General features: G+C 46.5%; 20 protein-coding genes. 5 read left to right on the forward strand and 15 right to left on the reverse strand.

Annotation, left to right across the window (positions count from 1 at the left end):
* Positions 1–21: 21 nt before the first annotated feature.
* From ICN21_RS04300 to pmbA, 3 genes are all read right to left on the reverse strand, one after another.
* Positions 22–1,308 (reverse strand): NRAMP family divalent metal transporter, encoded by a 1,287-nt coding sequence (locus tag ICN21_RS04300; RefSeq protein ID WP_216176941.1) that lies wholly within the window; start codon positions 1,306–1,308, stop codon positions 22–24.
* Positions 1,309–1,410: 102 nt separating this feature from the next.
* A complete protein-coding gene (locus ICN21_RS04305; RefSeq protein ID WP_216176943.1) occupies positions 1,411–2,493 on the reverse strand; it encodes a TRAP transporter substrate-binding protein in 1,083 nt (360 codons plus the stop codon).
* A gap of 65 nt (positions 2,494–2,558) precedes the next feature.
* Entirely contained in the window at positions 2,559–3,905 is a 1,347-nt protein-coding gene (gene pmbA, locus ICN21_RS04310; RefSeq protein ID WP_216176945.1) for a metalloprotease PmbA, read from the reverse strand.
* Positions 3,906–3,931: 26 nt separating this feature from the next.
* Here pmbA and mog point away from each other — a divergent pair, with 26 nt between their 5' ends.
* Entirely contained in the window at positions 3,932–4,555 is a 624-nt protein-coding gene (gene mog, locus ICN21_RS04315) for a molybdopterin adenylyltransferase (protein ID WP_215318512.1), read from the forward strand.
* Positions 4,556–4,560: 5 nt separating this feature from the next.
* Here mog and orn read toward each other — a convergent pair whose 3' ends face one another.
* On the reverse strand, positions 4,561–5,145 hold the full coding sequence (orn, locus tag ICN21_RS04320) for an oligoribonuclease (RefSeq protein WP_215295381.1): 585 nt from the start codon (positions 5,143–5,145) through the stop codon (positions 4,561–4,563).
* Positions 5,146–5,160: 15 nt separating this feature from the next.
* On the opposite strand from orn, the gene ICN21_RS04325 reads away from it, so the two are divergent.
* Together ICN21_RS04325 and rsgA are read left to right on the forward strand one after the other, a co-directional pair.
* The gene (locus tag ICN21_RS04325; protein WP_216176947.1) at positions 5,161–6,411 is read left to right on the forward strand and encodes a M48 family metallopeptidase; all 1,251 of its coding nucleotides are present in this window, start codon (positions 5,161–5,163) and stop codon (positions 6,409–6,411) included.
* Between the two features lie 14 nt (positions 6,412–6,425).
* Complete coding sequence (rsgA, locus tag ICN21_RS04330) at positions 6,426–7,439, forward strand: ribosome small subunit-dependent GTPase A (protein ID WP_216124974.1); 1,014 nt, start codon at positions 6,426–6,428, stop codon at positions 7,437–7,439.
* On the opposite strand, the gene ICN21_RS04335 is transcribed toward rsgA, so the two are convergent.
* The 6 genes from ICN21_RS04335 to rpsP form a co-directional block, all read right to left on the reverse strand.
* The gene (locus ICN21_RS04335; protein ID WP_215295435.1) at positions 7,384–8,340 is read right to left on the reverse strand and encodes a CobD/CbiB family protein; all 957 of its coding nucleotides are present in this window, start codon (positions 8,338–8,340) and stop codon (positions 7,384–7,386) included. The genes rsgA and ICN21_RS04335 overlap by 56 nt on opposite strands.
* Positions 8,337–9,074 carry a CoA pyrophosphatase gene (locus tag ICN21_RS04340; protein ID WP_216176949.1) on the reverse strand — a complete coding sequence of 246 codons (738 nt, stop codon included), beginning with the start codon at positions 9,072–9,074 and terminating at the stop codon, positions 8,337–8,339. The genes ICN21_RS04335 and ICN21_RS04340 overlap by 4 nt, the downstream gene beginning before the upstream one ends.
* A gap of 65 nt (positions 9,075–9,139) precedes the next feature.
* On the reverse strand, positions 9,140–9,535 hold the full coding sequence (gene rplS, locus ICN21_RS04345; protein ID WP_215318522.1) for a 50S ribosomal protein L19: 396 nt from the start codon (positions 9,533–9,535) through the stop codon (positions 9,140–9,142).
* Between the two features lie 136 nt (positions 9,536–9,671).
* Positions 9,672–10,418, reverse strand: coding sequence for a tRNA (guanosine(37)-N1)-methyltransferase TrmD (trmD, locus tag ICN21_RS04350; protein ID WP_216176951.1), 747 nt, complete (start codon positions 10,416–10,418; stop codon positions 9,672–9,674).
* A gap of 27 nt (positions 10,419–10,445) precedes the next feature.
* Positions 10,446–11,012 (reverse strand): ribosome maturation factor RimM, encoded by a 567-nt coding sequence (gene rimM / locus ICN21_RS04355; protein WP_216176953.1) that lies wholly within the window; start codon positions 11,010–11,012, stop codon positions 10,446–10,448.
* Positions 11,013–11,103: 91 nt separating this feature from the next.
* On the reverse strand, positions 11,104–11,349 hold the full coding sequence (gene rpsP, locus ICN21_RS04360) for a 30S ribosomal protein S16 (protein WP_068948964.1): 246 nt from the start codon (positions 11,347–11,349) through the stop codon (positions 11,104–11,106).
* Between the two features lie 224 nt (positions 11,350–11,573).
* Between rpsP and ICN21_RS04365 the strand changes: the two genes are divergently transcribed.
* Both ICN21_RS04365 and ICN21_RS04370 read left to right on the forward strand, forming a co-directional pair.
* Complete coding sequence (locus tag ICN21_RS04365; RefSeq protein ID WP_216176955.1) at positions 11,574–12,104, forward strand: META domain-containing protein; 531 nt, start codon at positions 11,574–11,576, stop codon at positions 12,102–12,104.
* A gap of 5 nt (positions 12,105–12,109) precedes the next feature.
* Positions 12,110–12,574: a hypothetical protein gene (locus ICN21_RS04370; protein ID WP_255534201.1), complete on the forward strand. Its 465-nt coding sequence runs from the start codon at positions 12,110–12,112 to the stop codon at positions 12,572–12,574.
* Positions 12,575–12,612: 38 nt separating this feature from the next.
* Here the strand turns inward: ICN21_RS04370 and ICN21_RS04375 are convergent, their stop codons facing one another.
* The 5 genes from ICN21_RS04375 to ICN21_RS04395 form a co-directional block, all read right to left on the reverse strand.
* Positions 12,613–14,400, reverse strand: a complete 1,788-nt coding sequence (locus tag ICN21_RS04375) for an acyl-CoA dehydrogenase (protein ID WP_216176957.1) — start codon at positions 14,398–14,400, stop codon at positions 12,613–12,615.
* A 40-nt stretch (positions 14,401–14,440) separates the two neighbouring features.
* Complete coding sequence (locus ICN21_RS04380) at positions 14,441–15,376, reverse strand: electron transfer flavoprotein subunit alpha/FixB family protein (protein ID WP_216176959.1); 936 nt, start codon at positions 15,374–15,376, stop codon at positions 14,441–14,443.
* Positions 15,377–16,126 carry an electron transfer flavoprotein subunit beta/FixA family protein gene (locus ICN21_RS04385; RefSeq protein WP_216176961.1) on the reverse strand — a complete coding sequence of 250 codons (750 nt, stop codon included), beginning with the start codon at positions 16,124–16,126 and terminating at the stop codon, positions 15,377–15,379. It lies immediately after the preceding gene.
* A gap of 86 nt (positions 16,127–16,212) precedes the next feature.
* Complete coding sequence (locus ICN21_RS04390) at positions 16,213–17,865, reverse strand: acyl-CoA synthetase (RefSeq protein WP_216176963.1); 1,653 nt, start codon at positions 17,863–17,865, stop codon at positions 16,213–16,215.
* 43 nt (positions 17,866–17,908) lie between these two features.
* Entirely contained in the window at positions 17,909–18,829 is a 921-nt protein-coding gene (locus tag ICN21_RS04395) for a histone deacetylase family protein (protein ID WP_216124950.1), read from the reverse strand.
* Positions 18,830–18,835 lie beyond the last annotated feature (6 nt).

Consider the following 18,835-nt stretch of genomic DNA (forward strand, 5'->3'; position numbering starts at 1 on the left):
TCTTACCAAGATGACATTACCTTAAGCTGCAAACATATAGACCGCGGCTATTGCCATAAACAGTGTTGCAAGCCAACCCAGTATTTTCAGAGGCCATGAAGCTACATGCGAGCCCATCACAGATGACCTACTTGAGAGAATCATGATCGCCACCATTAAGGGAACTGCAACTACACCATTGAGCACCGCACTCCAGAACAGCGCTTTCATTGGGCTAATGGGAGAATACTGAATTGCTAAGGCGCCAAGGACACTGAGAGTAATAATTAAATAAAACTTGCCAGCCTGCCGTGCACTATCTTCAAGACTAGAGCGCCAACCAAAGACTTCGGATAAGGCATATGCTGCCGAACCCGCTAAGACTGGAACGCCCATTAAGCCTACACCCAGAATACCTAAGGCGAACAAGAGAAAAGCAAATTCTCCTGCTAGCGGCCTTAAGGCAGATGCAGCCTCTGCAGCAGTATTGATATCGTGAATTCCAGAAGCATGCAAAGTAACTGCGGTAGCCAAAATAATGCAATACGCCGCTATATTGGAATACAACATACCGCTCCAGGTATCCCAAGAAATTCTACGTAACTCAGAGTGAATTTCCCGCTCTCCCGCTTCGCCAACATCTTTCAGCAAACTGAACTCATGACGCAAATTCATATCTTCCACTTCTTGAGAAGCTTGCCAGAAAAATAAATAAGGGCTGATCGTTGTACCAAAGACACCCACTACTACTGCTGCCGAATCTGCATTCAAAGTAACCCGGGGAAAGAAAGTACTCCAAACGACCTCTGTCCAAGGAACATGAACGGTGAATAAAACAGCCCCATAGGCCAGCAATGAGAGTGACAACCACTTTAAAAAAAATACGTAATGTCGATAAGGAATCAATATTTGCAATGCCAGGGTAAGCAGAACAAAAAAGCCCGTCATGATATGCCAATTAATTCCTGTAATCAGTTGTGCAACCTCGCCCATTGCTGCAATATCAGCGGCAATATTGAGAATGTTCGCAATCAATAAAATGCTGACTAATAGGATCAGCACCAGCGGAGGAAAAGCTAACTTCATATTGGCAGAGAGGCCTCTGCCTGTTACTCTACCAATACGCGCGCACAATACCTGAATGGTAGACATCAATGGATAAGCAAAAGGCATTGTCCACAACATATTGAAACCAAATTGCGCACCGGCCTGAGAGTAAGTCACGATTCCACTTGGATCATCATCTGCGACACCTGTAACTAAGCCAGGCCCCACTCTAGATAATGGATGCCGTTTAATACGCACCCAAATGGCAGAGAGACTGATCATATTTGCAAATAGCTCTTAATCATCACCTTAGTGTAGTGCGTATAGAGATGTAAAAAGAAAAAGGGCTCTGCTGAGCCCTTGATCGGAGAGCGCGGTGAATACTTACAGCTTTTTATTGAAGCTATATTGAGCAAAAGCCTGCTCTGCAACCCCAAACCACTGGGCTTCCATGTTTCTAAAAACGCGATAGTCATCAAAGATCTTTTTAAACTGAGGATTCTTAGTAGACTCTTCTGCATAAGTTTCCTGACTGGCTTTAAAGCAAGCATCCATGATGGAAGTGTTGAACTTGCGTAAAACAGCGCCATTTTGAATGAGACGCTGCAAAGCAGGTGGATTGAGTGCATCGTATTTTGCGCACATGTCAGTATGAGCTTCATAACAAGCCGCTTCCCATGCGGCTTGATAAGAAGATGGCAGTGCATCCCATTGTTTCTTATTGACTAAGAAGGAGAGTCCAGCAGCGCCCTCCCAAAATGCAGGGTAATAGTAGTTTTTGGCAACTTTTGCTAAGCCCAACTTTTCATCATCGTAGGGACCAACAAACTCAGCCGCATCGATCGTACCTTTTTCTAATGCAGAGTAAATTTCACCAGCAGGCAATTGTTGTGGCACTACGCCTAATTTGGCAAGTACTTGGCCAGCAAAGCCAGCAATACGGAATTTCAAACCCTTTAAATCTTCTGGTGATTTAATTTCTTTGCGGAACCAGCCGCCCATTTGCGTTCCAGTTTGACCGCCAAGAAAGTTGACGATGTTGTAACTTGCATAAAGCTCGCGCATTAACTTCATACCATTGCCATGAAGCATCCATGCAGATTGCTGACGCGCAGTCATACCAAATGGCGCTGCAGTATCAAAGATGAAAGCGCTATTTTTCCCTAAGTAGTAATAGCTAGCGGTATGTCCACACTCAACCGTACCATTTTGAACGGCATCCAATACCTGCAATGCCGGAACCACTTCACCCGCAGCAAATACTTTGACGTTGAACTTACTATCAGTGGCCTTACGCAATGAATTTGCAAAAACTTCAGGGGTGCCAAAGAGCGTATCTAAAGATTTAGGAAAGCTAGAAACCAAGCGCCAGTTGAGCGTAGGTAAGTTTTGCGCAAGCGCTGGTGTACTCAGGGCAGCTACTCCAGCACCTACAGTTGCCTTCTTCAGAAATGAACGTCTTTGCATCACCATCCCCCTCTAGTATTAATAGATATGTATACAGATTCTGTCATTGAATTCTATAGCGAGGTTTATTTTCCGCCAACCGTCATAGAACCGAGCAGAATCGAGCCAGTTTCTTTGGTACCCCGAATTAAGGAATCACTTCCAATCAACTCAATATCTAAGAGCATATCGCGTAAATTACCTGCAATCGTTACCTCTTCCACTGGATATTGAATCTCACCATTCTCAACCCAATAACCAAATGCGCCACGTGAGTAATCTCCCGTTACATAATTCACGCCCTGCCCCATCAACTCAGTTACCAATAAACCAGTACCCATTTCTTTTAATAAAGCAGGTAGACCGCCTTTAGGTGTTTTCTTGCTTTGCAGAGTCAAGTGGTGTGAGCCGCCTGCATTACCAGTAGTTTTCATTCCCAACTTACGCCCTGAATAGGTCGACAGAAAATATCCCTGCAAAATACCTTTATCAACTACAGTACGCGCGCTAGTCTTCACACCCTCTTCATCGAATGGTGCACTACCGGACATGGCTTTGAGATGGGGATTCTCAAACAGACTGACGTGCTTAGGCAATACCTGCTTACCTAAACTATCGAGCAAAAAACTAGAGCGACGATACAGAGCACCCCCAGATACTGCCTGCACCAAGCTGCCTAACAAACCTGCAGCCAAAGGAGCCTCAAAGATGACCGGGCAGCGCCGCGTAGTCAGTGATCTCGCCTTTAAACGCGATAAGGCGCGCTGGGCAGCATACTGACCGATAGCTGCAGGATCAGCTAACTCTGTTGGTATACGCGAACTCGAATACCAATCGTCTCTTTGCATAGGAGATTTTTTTCCGCCCTCACTTGCAATCGGTGCACATGAAATATAGTGGCGTGAAAATGGATAACCTCCCATAAATCCAAGAGAGGTACCCATCATGAAATGTGCGTGATGTGCAGACACTGAGGCGCCATCACTATTTTGAATTTGTTTGCTCACTGAAAATGCCGCGCCCTCCGCAATCCGTGCAATTTCTACAGCGCGTCCTGCATCAAGATCCCAGGGATGAAATAAATCAAGATCAAGTGGATTTTTTTCTAGTAACTCTGCTTCGGCTGGTCCAGCGCAATTGTCTTCTGCTGTGTGTTGGGCAATGTGATACGCAGCATCAACGGTCGCCTTCAAAGACTCTTTTGAAAAATCACTCGTACTGGCATTGCCGCGATGGTGCCCCAAAAATACCGTCACCCCGACTTGTTTGTCCAAGCTTTGTTCAATGGTTTCAACTTCGCCTTTACGAACGGTTACCGAGAGGCCTTGACCCTCCGATACTTCGGCTACTGCATCCGAGGCGCCCCTTCTTTTGGCCTCTTTGAGCATGAAATTGATAATTTCTTGAAACTGGCTAGATGAATATGTAAACATGCCCTAATAATAGCTAGAATAGAAATATGAAGCATACCGAAACCTCGAAGCGTAATACCCCAAACGAAGTCAAAATTGGTCTAATCTCGATCTCAGATAGAGCCAGTAAGGGTGTTTACCAAGATGAAGGCATTCCAACCCTGCAAACCTGGCTGATGAAAGCCATGAGTAATCCCTGTGTTTTTCATGAACGTCTGATTGCCGATGAGTCTGAGATCATTACTGAAACCATTGTGGAGTTGGTTGATGAGATGGGTTGTGACCTAGTCCTCACCACCGGTGGCACCGGCCCTTCTCGTCGCGATGTCACCCCAGAGGCAACCCTAGAGGCGGGAACCCGAGAAATGCCTGGATTTGGTGAGCAAATGCGTCAAATAAGCCTCAAGTTTGTACCAACGGCTATTTTGTCTAGACAGACAGCGGTCCTGCGTGAAATCGAAGGACATGCGGCTCTCGTGATTAACTTACCAGGGCAACCTAAGGCGATTGCTGAAACCCTAGAGGGCCTCAAAGATGAGAACGGCAAATCAATCGTGCCCGGAATCTTTGCTGCGGTGCCTTACTGTATCGATCTGATTGGTGGACCGTATATCGAGACCAATGAAGAAGTCATTAAAGCCTTTAGACCCAAGAGCGCTATTAAAAAATAAATTTCTTAGGGTAGCGGTACGATAAATTTATCGCGGTAATACTTCAGCTCTTCAATCGATTCTTCAATATCCGCTAAGGCAGTATGAGCCTGTTGCTTGGTGAAGCCTTTCACCAACTCTGGATGCCAACGTTTACATAACTCTTTCAGAGTGGAGACGTCGACATTTCGATAATGAAAGTAGGCTTCTAACTTGGGCATGTACTTCGCCATAAAGCGACGATCTTGACCAATAGTATTTCCGCACATCGGAGCAATACCCGCTTTGATGTACTGCCTCAAAAAGGCAATGCATTCTGCCTCTACTGTCGCCTCATCCAGTATCGATGCCTTGACCTTATCAATCAGCCCCGAGCGCCCATGGGTACCTTTATTCCAAGCATCCATGGCATCTAAAAGTGCATCATCCTGATGCACCACCCAAACAGGTGCCGTAGCAATGGTATTGAGGTGGGCATCGGTCACAATAATGGCGATTTCTAGGATACGCTCAGTTTCTGGATCTAATCCAGACATCTCCATATCCACCCAGATTAGGTGCTCGCTAGCTGGTGCCGTCTTTGCTGCAGCAGTATTCGTTTGTTCGCTCATATCTATAATGATCTCATGACATTCACAATTATTTTCCTAATCGCTTTTATTGCCAGTTTTGGCCTGCGCCACTGGCTCTCCCAACGTCAAATTCGCTATGTTGCCCAGCATCGAGATGCGGTCCCGACAGAGTTTGCTGAAAAAGTCACTCTAGCCGAACACCAAAAAGCTGCTGACTACACGATCGCAAAATTGCGCTTAGCGATTTTAGAAAACGGGGTGAGCGCCGTCATTTTAATTGCCTTCACATTGTTGGGCGGATTAGAAATCCTCAATATTGTTCTTCTACAATTACTTGGTGAAGGTATTGCACAACAAATTGCACTGCTAGTATCGATTGTCATCATCTCCGGAATACTGGATCTACCTTTCTCTTGGTACAAACAGTTTTATCTTGAAGAGCGCTTTGGCTTTAATCGCATGAATAAAAAATTGTTCTTTAGCGACATGATCAAAGGTTTGTCGGTAGGTGGCGCCATTGGCATTCCCTTGCTATGGGTCATCCTCACACTCATGCTCAAGGCTGGCGATCTTTGGTGGCTCTGGGCGTGGGCCGTGCTTTCGACATTTAGTCTGTTGATGCAGTGGATCTTCCCAACCTTCATTGCACCCTTATTTAATAAGTTTCAAGCATTAGAAGAAGGTCCACTCAAAACCCAAATTGAGGCCTTACTAAGCCGTTGCGATTTTGCTAGTCAAGGCTTGTTTGTCATGGATGGTAGTAAACGTAGCGTCCATGGCAATGCATTCTTTGCTGGTATGGGCAAAGCCAAGCGCATTGTGTTCTTTGACACCCTCATTGAAAAACTCAATCCAGGTGAAGTAGAGGCAGTGCTCGCCCATGAGTTAGGTCACTTCAAGTGCAACCATATTCGTAAGCGTCTCATCGTTTCCTTTGCCTTAAGCTTTGCTATGTTTGCATTACTCGGCTGGATCAGCACGCAGGTTTGGTTCTATACCGACCTGGGTGTAATGCCTAATCTGAATGGCTATAACGGCGGTCTGGCTTTAGCACTATTTATGTTGGTCTCGCCCGTATTTAGCTTCTTCTTTACCCCACTAGGAAGTCTTGCTTCGCGTAAACATGAATATGAGGCCGATGGCTTTGCCGCAGAAAAATCTTCGGCAAAAGATTTGATTTCTGCCCTAGTAAAGTTATATCAAGATAACGCTGCAACACTGACGCCAGATCCAATCTATACCGCCTTTTATAGCTCGCATCCACCTGCGCCGCTGCGTATCGCAAACCTACAGCGCTTTAGCTGATTGCAATTATCGGCATGGAACAATTTCGCGCGCTACTGACTGCTTCCTACGGAAGACATTATTTAGCGCAGCGCCTAGTAGCAGATACCGCAGGGAAAGAATCCCCAAGCGGTCCTTTAATTCAAGTGAGCACTCCCGCTAAGCAGCATATTGGTGCTGTGGGTGATCGTATGTTGCTGGAGATGACATCTGCAGATCAAGCGCGCATTATTGAAATTGAGCCTCGTGAAAATATTCTTTACCGCTCTGATGCTTTTAAAAGCAAAATCATTGCCTCTAACGTCGATCAAATTCTGGTAGTACTAGCAACCCAACCCGCCTTCTCTCCTGACCTCCTGGGCAGAGCGGTCGTGGCGGCTGAGGCTAATCAAATTGGCTTGCATATTCTGCTCAATAAATCTGATCTCCAAGATAACTTAGCGCAAGCGCGCAAAATCATTGAACCCTATGCGCGCATGGGCTATCCCGTCAGTGAGGTCTCCGCCAAATTTGACCCCGCTTCGATTGATGCACTTCGTCCTGCCTTAGCCGGTAAGGTATCCGTCTTTGTTGGTCAATCCGGCATGGGTAAATCTAGCCTGCTCAATGCCTGGGTACCCAATGCTGCTGCACTTACCCAGGAATACTCCGTGCGCTTAGATACCGGTAAACACACCACCACCGCCTGTCGTTATTTTGAATTACCGGAATCTTGGGGGAGAGATGGGGTCGGCAAATTGGGTGCATTAATTGATTCACCAGGTTTTCAGGAGTTTGGTTTAGCACATATGTCTGTGAGCGAGTTACAGCATGCCTTTAGGGAATTTAAAGACTTGCTCGGTAAATGTCGCTTTCATAACTGTGCTCATCAATCCGAACCTGATTGCGCGGTACGTGATGCGGTAGACAGAAATGAAATAGCGCCAGAAAGATTGGCGCTATTTAGACAGTTGCGTTCAGATTCGAAAACAGCAGATACGCAAATTCAGGGAATTAGCCAAGCCAAAGAGCGATGGTCAGCATTAGCAACAAAGCCATCCAAGCGATAACTAAGCGCCATACCAAGCCAACCGCGGAGCGCATCGTGCGCTCAGTAGGCTCAAGACCCACTTCATAGATTAAAGGTTCACCGGCCTCAGCCATACGCAGTGCCTCATCACTTTCAGGCTCGCTTAAGGGCTCACCGAGTCGCACGCCTAAGGCACCACTACCTGCAGCCAAGATCACAGCCGATAATGAATCAGACCATTTTTGGGTGAGATAGCGCCAACCATATACTGCACCCTCAAAGTTTCCAACAATCGCAAAGCCCATTGCCGTGATACGCGCTGGAACCCAATCCAATACATAAAAGAAATGACGCGCTGCTTCACTTAAGTTGAAGTCACGCTCAGACCAACGCTGAGCAGCAATATCAGCCAAACGATACAGCACCACACCTGCGGGACCCATTGGCATCATGAACCAAAACAGCACACCAAACACATGGTGATGTGAACCAATAATGGCTCGCTCTAGCGCTAATGAAATCACTTCTGTCTCAGAAAGATTGGCAGTATCTAACTCTGGGCCATACCATTCACCCAGTGCTGCCCGCGCAGCTGGTAGATCATGCGCTTCAATTGCTTCATGCACCAAAGTAAATGAGTGGCTGAATTGACGGAAGCCGAAAAATAAATACGCAATGACGACGTTCCATAAGAAACCAAGAATGGGATAAGTCAACATGCAGGTGACATACACCATAAATACCAAAAAGGTAGGTAGCACAAAAGCAACCAAGCAAGCCATGCGTGCGCCAATTGGACTTGCACCTTCTTCAGACTTGCCACCGAATTCACCAGCGACCCAATCTAACCAACGAGCGCTCATACGCGCAATCCAATGGCTAGAGGTTACTGGGCGATATTGCTCAGCAATGAGGGCGAAGAGAATAGAAAAGAAAGTCATACTTTTAATAAATGATATAGGTTCCGCAACATTCCCGCAGTAGCGCCCCAAATAAAGCGATTCTCATAAGGAATCGAATAAAAACGACGACCACCCTGCTCGCTTTGCCACAGCCTGATCTGATGGTTCGCTGGATCTAGTAAAAAATGTAGCGGCACTTCAAAAACATCTGCCACCTCAAACTCATCAAGGACATATTCTTCTTGAGGTTGCACCAACCCCACTACTGGTGTGACGCTATAACCAGAAACAGTCAAATACTGCGGAAGATAGCCAATAATTTCTACCCGTTTAGGATCAAGGCCAATCTCTTCCTGACTCTCCCTCAATGCAGTGTCATCGGGACTAAGATCTTCTGGATCCATCCGTCCACCCGGAAAGCTAATCTGCCCTGCATGATCACGCAAATGATTCGTTCTTTGCGTCAGCAATACTGAGAGGCCATTCTCTTTTAATAACAAAGGGATCAATACCGCTGCTCGCGTTATCTTGCCAGCAGCTTGGCGCTTAGCGATGATATCGGTAGCAATCACATGACGATTCTCATCGGTAATCTCTGGTTGCCACTCCGGTGGATATTGAAGACGGGTCTTTAAGCCCACTGGCTCGAGAAATTCAGGCGCTACTTTTTTGTCATTGACGCAAACCTCATGAATCGGAATGGCTTCGGCATTAAATCCTGGGGGCGCAGCGACATTGATTACGTCTTCTTCAGGCTGAGAGGTCTTTGGCATAGTCATATTTTAAGGCAATAAAAAAGGCGACCTAGGCCGCCTTTCTATTTGCATCAAAGCAGCAATTATTCAGCAGCTGGAGCAGCCACTGCCTTAGTGCGAGCCTGAAGCTTTTCTTTAATACGTGCAGACTTACCAGAACGATCACGCAAGTAGTACAACTTTGCACGACGGACATCACCACGACGCTTTACTTCAACGCTAGCGATCAATGGTGAGTATGTTTGGAAAGTACGCTCAACGCCTTCACCAGAAGAAATCTTACGCACGATAAAGCTAGAATTTAGTCCGCGATTGCGTTTAGCAATCACAACGCCTTCAAAGGCCTGGGTACGCTTACGTGTACCTTCAACCACGTTTACACTAACAACCACTGTATCGCCAGGCGCAAAGCTTGGCAAAGTTTTGTTAGCACTTAAGCGAGCAATTTCTTCTTGCTCAATTTTTTCAATTAAATTCATTTTTAATCCTTAAACATCGTATTAGCGTTTAATCCCGAGACCTAAATCAACGGACCTAATAGAGGATGTAGTTAAAACAATTTCACTAAACCAAAAACCAAACCACTCATTCACAACTGCGCACCACTAAAAGTATTCACAGCGAGCGAAGAAATTGTTCATCTTCTCGGGTTAGCAACCCATTGGCTCTAGCCGATTCAATTAAATCCGGCCTTAACCTGAACGTCAGCTCTAAAGACTTCTGCCGACGCCAATCTGCTATTTTAGCGTGATGTCCGCCTAAAAGCACGTCCGGCACCGATAAATTTTCATAAATCTCAGGCCTGGTGTAGTGCGGATAGTCCAAAAGACCATTCATAAAGCTATCCTGGGTGGCAGATTCGCCATCTCCGAGAGCCCCAGGAATAAGCCTAATAACCGCATCCATGATGGCCATAGCAGGGATTTCGCCCCCAGACAGCACAAAATCGCCTATGGATATCTGTAAATCGACATTGCGATCCACAAAACGTTGGTCTATGGCCTCATATCGACCACAAACCAAGCTCAGATTGCCGTCATTTAAGATATCTGAGGCCATTTTTTGGGAGAAGCGCTCTCCTTGGGGCGCCAACAAGCAAATAGGGCCCGCTTGAGTTCCAGCAGCCTGATGAGCCGCCTTAATCCCTGCAATAGTGTCTTCGAGGGGCTTTGCCATCATGACCATGCCTGGACCGCCCCCATAGGCACGATCGTCCACTGTTTTACGCGCATCAGAACAAAAGTCTCGTGGATTCCACAAATGAACACTCGCTAATGATTGCTCACAGGCACGACCAGTGACACCCCACTGCGTGAGTGCAGTAAACATCTCGGGAAATAAGGTCACGACATCAAAGCGCATGGGTTGTTTCTTGAATATGGTTTAGTTTTATTGCCAGTCTAATTGCCAATCGAGCGTAATCACTTGATTTGGCAAGTCGACGTTTTGCACCACTTCTTTGACAAAGGGTACAAGATATTTGATTTCTTTAGAAACAGGATCACCAATAGCAATCACACCATGAGCACTATTTTCAGTGACATCGAGCACTTCACCTAGCGCCTCATGTTGCAAATTGATTGCCTGGCAACCAATCAGATCGACCCAGTAATAAGAATCACTATCCGCTTTTGGAAATGCATCACGGGCCACTAATATGCGCGCACCTTTTAATGCCAAGGCCTGATCACGATCAGTAACACCATCAAATGCAAGCACGACATTACCGCTATGCATCTTGGCGCTCTTTACTTTATATTGCGTCAACGAGGCTTGTTCTACAGACGCAGAAACGCCAGTATCCCGACGTGGGATCAAGGACAACCAAACTGTCTTAGAAGAGAGAAGTGCTACAGGGTCTGATGAGTGAGGTCTAACCTTCACTTGCCCCTGCAAACCTTGCGCCTCAGAAATGGCGCCAAGTTCAATCAAATCATTTAGGGAAGGTGTACTCATTTGCAAGTCACCTTATTTTCCCAAAATAAACCACCAACAATTTCGCCACTAAATGCATCATCTCAAAGATGAAGCATTTAGCAACAGAATATTAAGCAGCAGGATTGTTCTTAATTAAACGAACAACCGTTGGAGATACTTGCGCACCAACGCCAGTCCAATAAGTCAAACGATCTTGAGCAATGCGCATGGCTTGCTCAGATTCAGCTGCTTGTGGATTGAAGTAACCAATGCGTTCGATAAAGTTCGAGTCGCGACGGTTGCGCTTATCAGTAGCAACAATGCTGTAAAAAGGGCGCTTCTTAGAGCCGCCGCGTGCCAGTCGAATGACGACCATACTTATTCCTTAAAATCTAAAAATGAAAACAGGTTGATTACAACCCAATGAAATTTCTACAAAAATCTTGGGCTCCAGCTCACCAACTAAACGTACGGTAAAGCGGAAAACCTCATATTCTAGACGAAAACCCCTACTTCTTCCACCTATTTAAGTACCCAAGACAGTAGAATAGAATCCAAATCAATATAAAAAATACATATAAATCAATTACTTATACCGATATGTCCGATAAAACAACACGATCCACCCACAATCGCGGCTCTTTAAATCGCCTCTGGATCGCACTTTCTTGCGTGGGACTAGGGCTTTTGAGCGCTTGCGGAAATGTGATTACGCCTTGTGGCGCCAAAATTAGTCCTCCGAGCAGCGAACTGCGCAATACCCGGTGGGAACTCACTCGCTGGAACTTACCCCCCAATAGCAATGGTGAAGTTCGTGCACGCCAAATTCCACAGGGAGAAGCGAGCAACCCTATTCAAATGAACTTTGATGCGAATGGGCAAAGGGTTAGCGGATCTACTGGATGCAATCGCTTTACTGCGGAGCTGAATGAAGATGCACGAGGCTTTAGCTTGAGCAAAATTGCTAGCACCAAAATGGCCTGCACTCCGCAACGCATGGAATTAGAAAATGATTTCCTTTATGAACTCAATGACTATCGCAGCATCGTTCGCAATGGCGATCAATTACTCATGATCGGCACCGATCGTGAAGTGCTGAGCTTTACCCAACGGCCTGTTACCAATAAATAAAATAAATGAGTATTGATATCTTGATGAAAAAATCCAAACTTCTATTTTGCGCACTCGGATTATTTTTTCCGGGCACTGGCCTCAATTGTTTTTACTTGCAGGGACTGAAATCCTTCTGGGCCTGGACACAGTTACTCGCATTGTTTGGAGGCTTTGTTGGCTGGGGTCTACTCAAAGATGCGCACTTTCATTCAGGACCTGGCTGGGTACTGCTGACCTTTGGTTTTATTGCGGTTGAGGCCAGCTGGCTCACTACGATTACCTTTGGTTTACGCCCCGATGAAAAATGGGATGCGCAATTTAATCCTGGCATTGCAGAACTTGAGCGCAGTCAATCGGGTTGGCTAGTGATTCTTACTGTCATCTTTTCCTTAGTACTAGGTGCGGGTGTCATGATGACCTTTTTGGCTATAGCCTTTGAGCAATTCTTTATTTCTCAACTCCAAGAAGCCAGAAAGCTATCCCAGTAATAGCAAATAGCTTTCGTGATTTACGAATTGCCAATATTTTAGAACTGCTCAAGCTCTAGTGCATTGGTAGAGTAACCACCTTCAATAATCGAGGTGGCTAAGGCCTGTGCCTGCGGTAGCAAGTTTTCCGCAAAGAAGCGCGCCGTTGCAATCTTCGTCTTATAGAAAGTTGGATCGCTATCGCGCAAACGTTCGGCTGCTAATAAGCCACGCGCCATTTGCCATCCTCCGAAGACTAAACCTGATAAACGTAAGTAAGCAAAGCTGCCGGCGTATACCGCTTTAGTGTCCGTCTTTGCATGCGCCAAAATATAAGCAACCGCTTCATCAAACGCAGCGCGTCCAGCTGTCAACTGTTTGAGAACTGCTTTCGCATCAGCGCTAGCACTAGCTACTAACTCTTTTTCCGTTTCGGCAATTTTTTGTGACAGTACTTTTGTAATAGCACCGCCATCACGGACAGTTTTTCTACCGACCAAGTCATTCGCCTGAATGGCTGTCGTCCCTTCATAAATCGTCAGAATACGAGCATCACGATAGTGTTGTGCAGCACCAGTCTCTTCAATAAAGCCCATACCGCCATGGACTTGTACACCTAGGCTCGCCACCTCAATCGACATCTCCGTAGAGAAGCCCTTCACAATCGGCACTAAGAATTCATAGATTGCTTGATTTGCTTTACGCACTGCTTCATCTGGTGCAGCATGCTGTGCATCGTATGCAGCAGCAGCATAGTATGCCAAGGCACGAGAAGCCTCTACATAAGCGCGCATGGTCATCAACATCCGTTTCACATCAGGCTGATGAATAATCGCTACGGGGCCGGGAGAGCCAGCGAGATCACGACTTTGAACGCGATCTTTAGCATATTGCACGGCCTTTTGATAAGCGCGCTCTGCGACCGCAACACCTTGCATCCCCACTGCAAAACGCGCAGCGTTCATCATCACAAACATGTATTCCAGACCGCGATTCTCTTCACCAACTAAATAGCCGGTGGCGCCACCATGATCGCCAAACTGCAGTACTGCGGTTGGGCTCGCCTTAATTCCAAGCTTATGCTCAATCGATACACAATGCACATCATTACGCTCACCTAATGAGCCATCTGCATTAACCAAAAACTTGGGTACAACAAATAATGAAATCCCTTTAACACCCTCTGGTGCATCAGGCGTCCTAGCCAAAACCAAATGAATAATGTTCTTGGCCATATCATGCTCACCGTAGGTGATATAGATCTTGGTCCCAAAGATCTTATAGCTACCATCGCCCTCAGGTACAGCCTTAGAACGCACCATCGATAAATCAGAACCTGCTTGGGGCTCCGTCAAACACATCGAGCCTGTCCATTCCCCAGAAATCATGCTCGGGACAAATTGTTCTTGGAGTTCTGGGCTTGCTGCTGTGAGCAATGCCTCAATAGCACCATCAGTGAGCATCGGACATAAAGCAAAAGAGAGGCTGGCTGAGTGAACCATTTCAAAGCAGGCAGTAGCAATGAGTTTTGGCAAACCTTGACCACCAAATTCTGCCGGATGAATGACGCCCTGCCAACCAGCAGCAGCAAATTGTTCAAATGCTTCTTTGAAGCCAGGAGTCGTAGTCACTACGCCATCTTTTAATGAGCTTGGCTGCTGATCGCCAGGCCAATTGAGTGGGGCAACGACATCCTGATTAAATTTTGCAGACTCTTCTAGAATTGCTGGCGCAAGATCAACATCAGCACCTGCTTCTGCATAGGATGGGTAAGCCACTACATCTGATAGCCCCGCAAGCTCATTCATTACAAACAACATGTCTTTCACGGGGGCTACATATGGCATGACAACTCCTATGGATTCGAATCAGGTGGGCTATTCAAAATTACGAGAGTGCTTTCGTCAGTTCTGGAACAGCAGTAAAGAGATCGGCAACCAAACCATAATCAGCAACACCAAAAATCGGTGCTTCTGGATCTTTGTTAATGGCCACGATCACTTTAGAATCCTTCATGCCAGCCAAGTGCTGAATAGCGCCAGAGATACCTACGGCAACATATAACTGGGGAGCAACGATCTTGCCAGTTTGACCCACTTGATAGTCATTGGGTACATAGCCCGCATCTACGGCAGCACGTGAGGCGCCTAAGGCAGCGCCTAACTTATCAGCCAAAGGCACTACTAACTCTTGATACTTTTCGCCAGAGCCTAAACCACGACCGCCAGATACGATGATCTTGGCTGCAGTTAGTTCTGGACGATCTGATTTAGTCAGCTCACGACCGACAAAAGCAGATTTACCTGCGCTGTCAGTAGCAGCTACTTTTTCAATCGCAGCAGACCCGCCAGTAGCAGCAACAGGATCAAATCCCGTCGTACGCACAGTAATCACTTTGACTGCATCACTCGACTGAACAGTAGCAATAGCATTACCCGCATAGATCGGACGCTCAAAAGTATCAGCGCTAACGACTTTAATAATGTCAGAAAGCTGCGCAACATCTAACTTTGCAGCAACGCGTGGCATGACATTCTTACCACTAGCAGTAGCAGGTGCCAATAAGTGACTGTAGTTACCAGCTAGTGACAAAATCTGGGCAGCTAAAGGTTCTGCTAATTGATCCGCCAGATTTAAGGCATCAATCTGGATCACCTTGCGGACACCCGCTATTTGGGCTGCGGCTGTAGTTACGACATCAGCACCGTTACCAGCAACTAGCACGTCTACTTCGGGAGAGCATTGCAAAGCAGCTGCAACTGCATTTAAGGTAGCCGCCTTTAATGATTGATTATCGTGTTCAGCTATAACAAGAGCAGCCATTTAAATCACCTTCGCTTCATTTTTGAGTTTTTCAACAAGAGCAGCTACATCAGCAACCATCACACCAGCGCTGCGCTTAGGTGGCTCTTCTACTTTGAGAGTTTTGAGGCGAGGCACGATATCAACACCTAAGTCTTCCGGCTTCACAACATCAATCGTCTTCTTCTTTGCCTTCATGATATTAGGCAAGGTCACATAGCGGGGTTCATTGAGACGAAGGTCAGTCGTGATAACTGCCGGCAATGACAGTGCAATCGTTTCTAAGCCACCATCTACTTCACGAGTCACAGTAGCTTTGCCATCCGCAACCACCACCTTAGAGGCAAAAGTTGCTTGCGGAATATCTAACAAGCTTGCCAACATCTGACCAGTCTGGTTGCTATCGTCATCAATCGCCTGCTTACCGAGAATAATAATTTGTGCTTGTTCTTTTTCTGAAAGCGCCTTGAGAATCTTGGCTACTGCCAAAGGTTGCAACTCAGTATCAGCCTCTACCAAAATAGCGCGATCTGCACCAATAGCCAAGGCTGTACGCAAAGTTTCTTGGCATTGAGTTACGCCTGCAGTTACCACTACAACTTCAGTAGCAATACCAGCTTCTTTGAGTCTGACTGCTTCTTCTACTGCGATTTCGTCAAAGGGGTTCATGCTCATCTTGACGTTCGCAATATCGACACCAGAATTATCTGACTTCACACGCACTTTGACGTTGTAATCAACAACGCGTTTCACTGCAACTAAGATCTTCATCTGACTTTCACAATCCTCAAACGCTTCAAAAACGATATTTATCTAAAAAATCGGGTAACCCTTATTTTACCGCCCTCTTTATTGAACTAGACATCAATAGCAGTGGCTGAGCCAGCCTGCTTGCGCAGCTCGAACTTCTGGATTTTTCCAGTTGAAGTCTTTGGCAGCTCTCCAAAAACAATCGCTTTGGGAACCTTAAAGCCTGCTAAGTGCTGTTTGCAATGAGCGATGATGTCAGCCGGGGTCACTTCGACACCAGGCTTGATTTCTAAGAAAGCGCAAGGGGTTTCGCCCCACTTTGGATCGGGTTTTGCTACCACTGCCGCAGCAATCACGGCTGGATGGCGATAGAGTACGTCTTCCACCTCAATCGAAGAAATATTCTCACCCCCAGAAATTATGATGTCTTTGCTACGGTCTTTGATCTTGACATAACCATCAGCACTCTTTACTGCTAAGTCACCTGAGTGAAACCAGCCACCCTCGAAGGCTTCTTGCGTAGCTTTCTCATTCTTCAGGTAGCCCTTCATTGCAATGTTGCCCTTAAACATAATCTCACCCATCGTCTCACCATCAGCGGGAACAGGCTCCATCGTTTCTGGATTGAGTACATCGATCGCTTGTTGCATGTGATAGCGCACACCTTGACGCGCATTCAAACGGGCACGCTCGCTGATATCCACATCATTCCATTCATCTTGTTTAACGCAAACAGCAGCAGGGCCATACACTTCTGTTAAACCATAGACATGGGTTAGATCAAAGCCTAACTTCTCCATACCTTCAATAATCGAAGCGGGTGGTGCAGCCCCAGCAATAAGACCTTTGACGCCTGCTGGCACTCCAGCCTTTAGTTCATCTGGGGCATTGACCAAGAGGTTATGCACAATCGGTGCTGCGCAGTAGTGGGTCACGCCATGCTCTTTGATAGCAGCAAAGATATGCTGCGCATCTACGCGACGCAAACACACGTTAATACCAGCACGAGCAGCAATCGTCCAAGGGAAACACCAACCATTGCAATGAAACATTGGCAAAGTCCACAAATAAGTGGGATGTTTATTCATATCCCAATCGAGTACATTTGAAACAGCATTAATGGCTGCGCCACGATGGTGATAGACCACTCCCTTAGGATTACCTGTTGTGCCAGAGGTGTAGTTCAAGCAAATCGCCTGCCACTCATCAGCTGGTACTTGCCACGCAAATTGAGGGTCTCCTTCTGCCAATAATTGCTCATAACTAAGCTTGCCTAGCCTCTCACCTGCAACGTCGTACTCTTTTTCTTCGACATCAATAACTAAGAATTCACGACCACTTTCTTTCCTGGTAATCTCTAAAGCTTTCTTCACCACCCCTGAAAACTCAGGATCAATAATCACGACCTTTGCTTCGCCATGATTCAACATGAAGGCGATGGACTCTGGGTCTAAGCGGGTGTTTAAGGCATTTAATACTGCACCTGCCATCGGAATACCGAAGTGCGCCTCCACCATCGGTGGCGTATTCGGCAACATGACAGCAACAGTATCGCCAAGACCAATGCCATGCTTTTGTAAGGCGCTAGCCAAGCGGCGGCAACGCTCGTAGGTTTGCGCCCAAGTTTGACGTAACTTGCCATGGATAACGGCAACCTTCTTCGGATAGATCTCGGCAGATCTTTCTAAAAACAAGAGTGGAGTAATAGGGGTGTAATTTGCAGGATTACGATCTAAACCTTGCTCATAAATATTTGCCATCTTTTGCTTTCAATCTTTGAATAACCGTTTTTCTTGTAACGCTTTAAATATCAGCCAAGGCTTTGACATGAGCAACAACACTTCGACCTAATGCAGATAAGTTGTAACCACCCTCTAAGCAACTGACAATGCGATTGTTAGCATATTCATGCGCAATCTCCTTCAAGCGCTTGGTGATCCAAACATAGTCATCCTCAACCAAACCCATTTGACCAAGATCATCTTCGCGATGCGCATCAAATCCAGCTGAAATGATGATGAGTTGCGGCTCAAAGTTGCGAAGCACTGGTAGCCATTGCTCTTCCACAATCGAGCGCACCACGTCGCCACGAGTCGCTGCCGGCAAAGGTACGTTCACCATATTGTCAGCACGATCAAGACCGCTATAGGGATAAAACGGATGCTGGAAAAAGCTACACATCAAAACACTCGGATCATTGAAAAATGCGGCTTCTGTGCCATTGCCATGGTGCACATCAAAATCAATAATAGCCACGCGTTCAAGACCGTAGGCTTCCATGGCATATCGGGCGGCAATAGCCACGTTATCAAATAAGCAAAATCCCATTGAGCGGGTAGGTTCGGCATGATGTCCTGGGGGTCTTACTGCACAAAAGACATTTTCAACCTCACCCTTCATGACAGCATCGACCCCGGCAATCGCTGCCCCAGCAGCACGCAGGGAAGCCTGCCATGTATGGGGATTCATAATGGTGTCGCCGTCAAGCATGGCATACCCACTTTGGGGAGCCTTCTCTTTGACAAAAGCAACATGATCAGGACTGTGCACCAGTTCTAGTTGATCTTCGCTAGCCAATGGCGCATCGAGGTGATGTAAGAAGCGATCTACCCCACTACGAATCATCTGGTCATTGATAGCTTGAATCCTTTCAGGGCACTCTGGGTGATGGCTACCCATCTCATGTTTCAGAAAGTCTGGGTGAGTTATGTATCCTGTTGTCATTAGCTG

This window comes from Polynucleobacter sp. AP-Feld-500C-C5 (assembly GCF_018882265.1).
Lineage (GTDB): Bacteria > Pseudomonadota > Gammaproteobacteria > Burkholderiales > Burkholderiaceae > Polynucleobacter.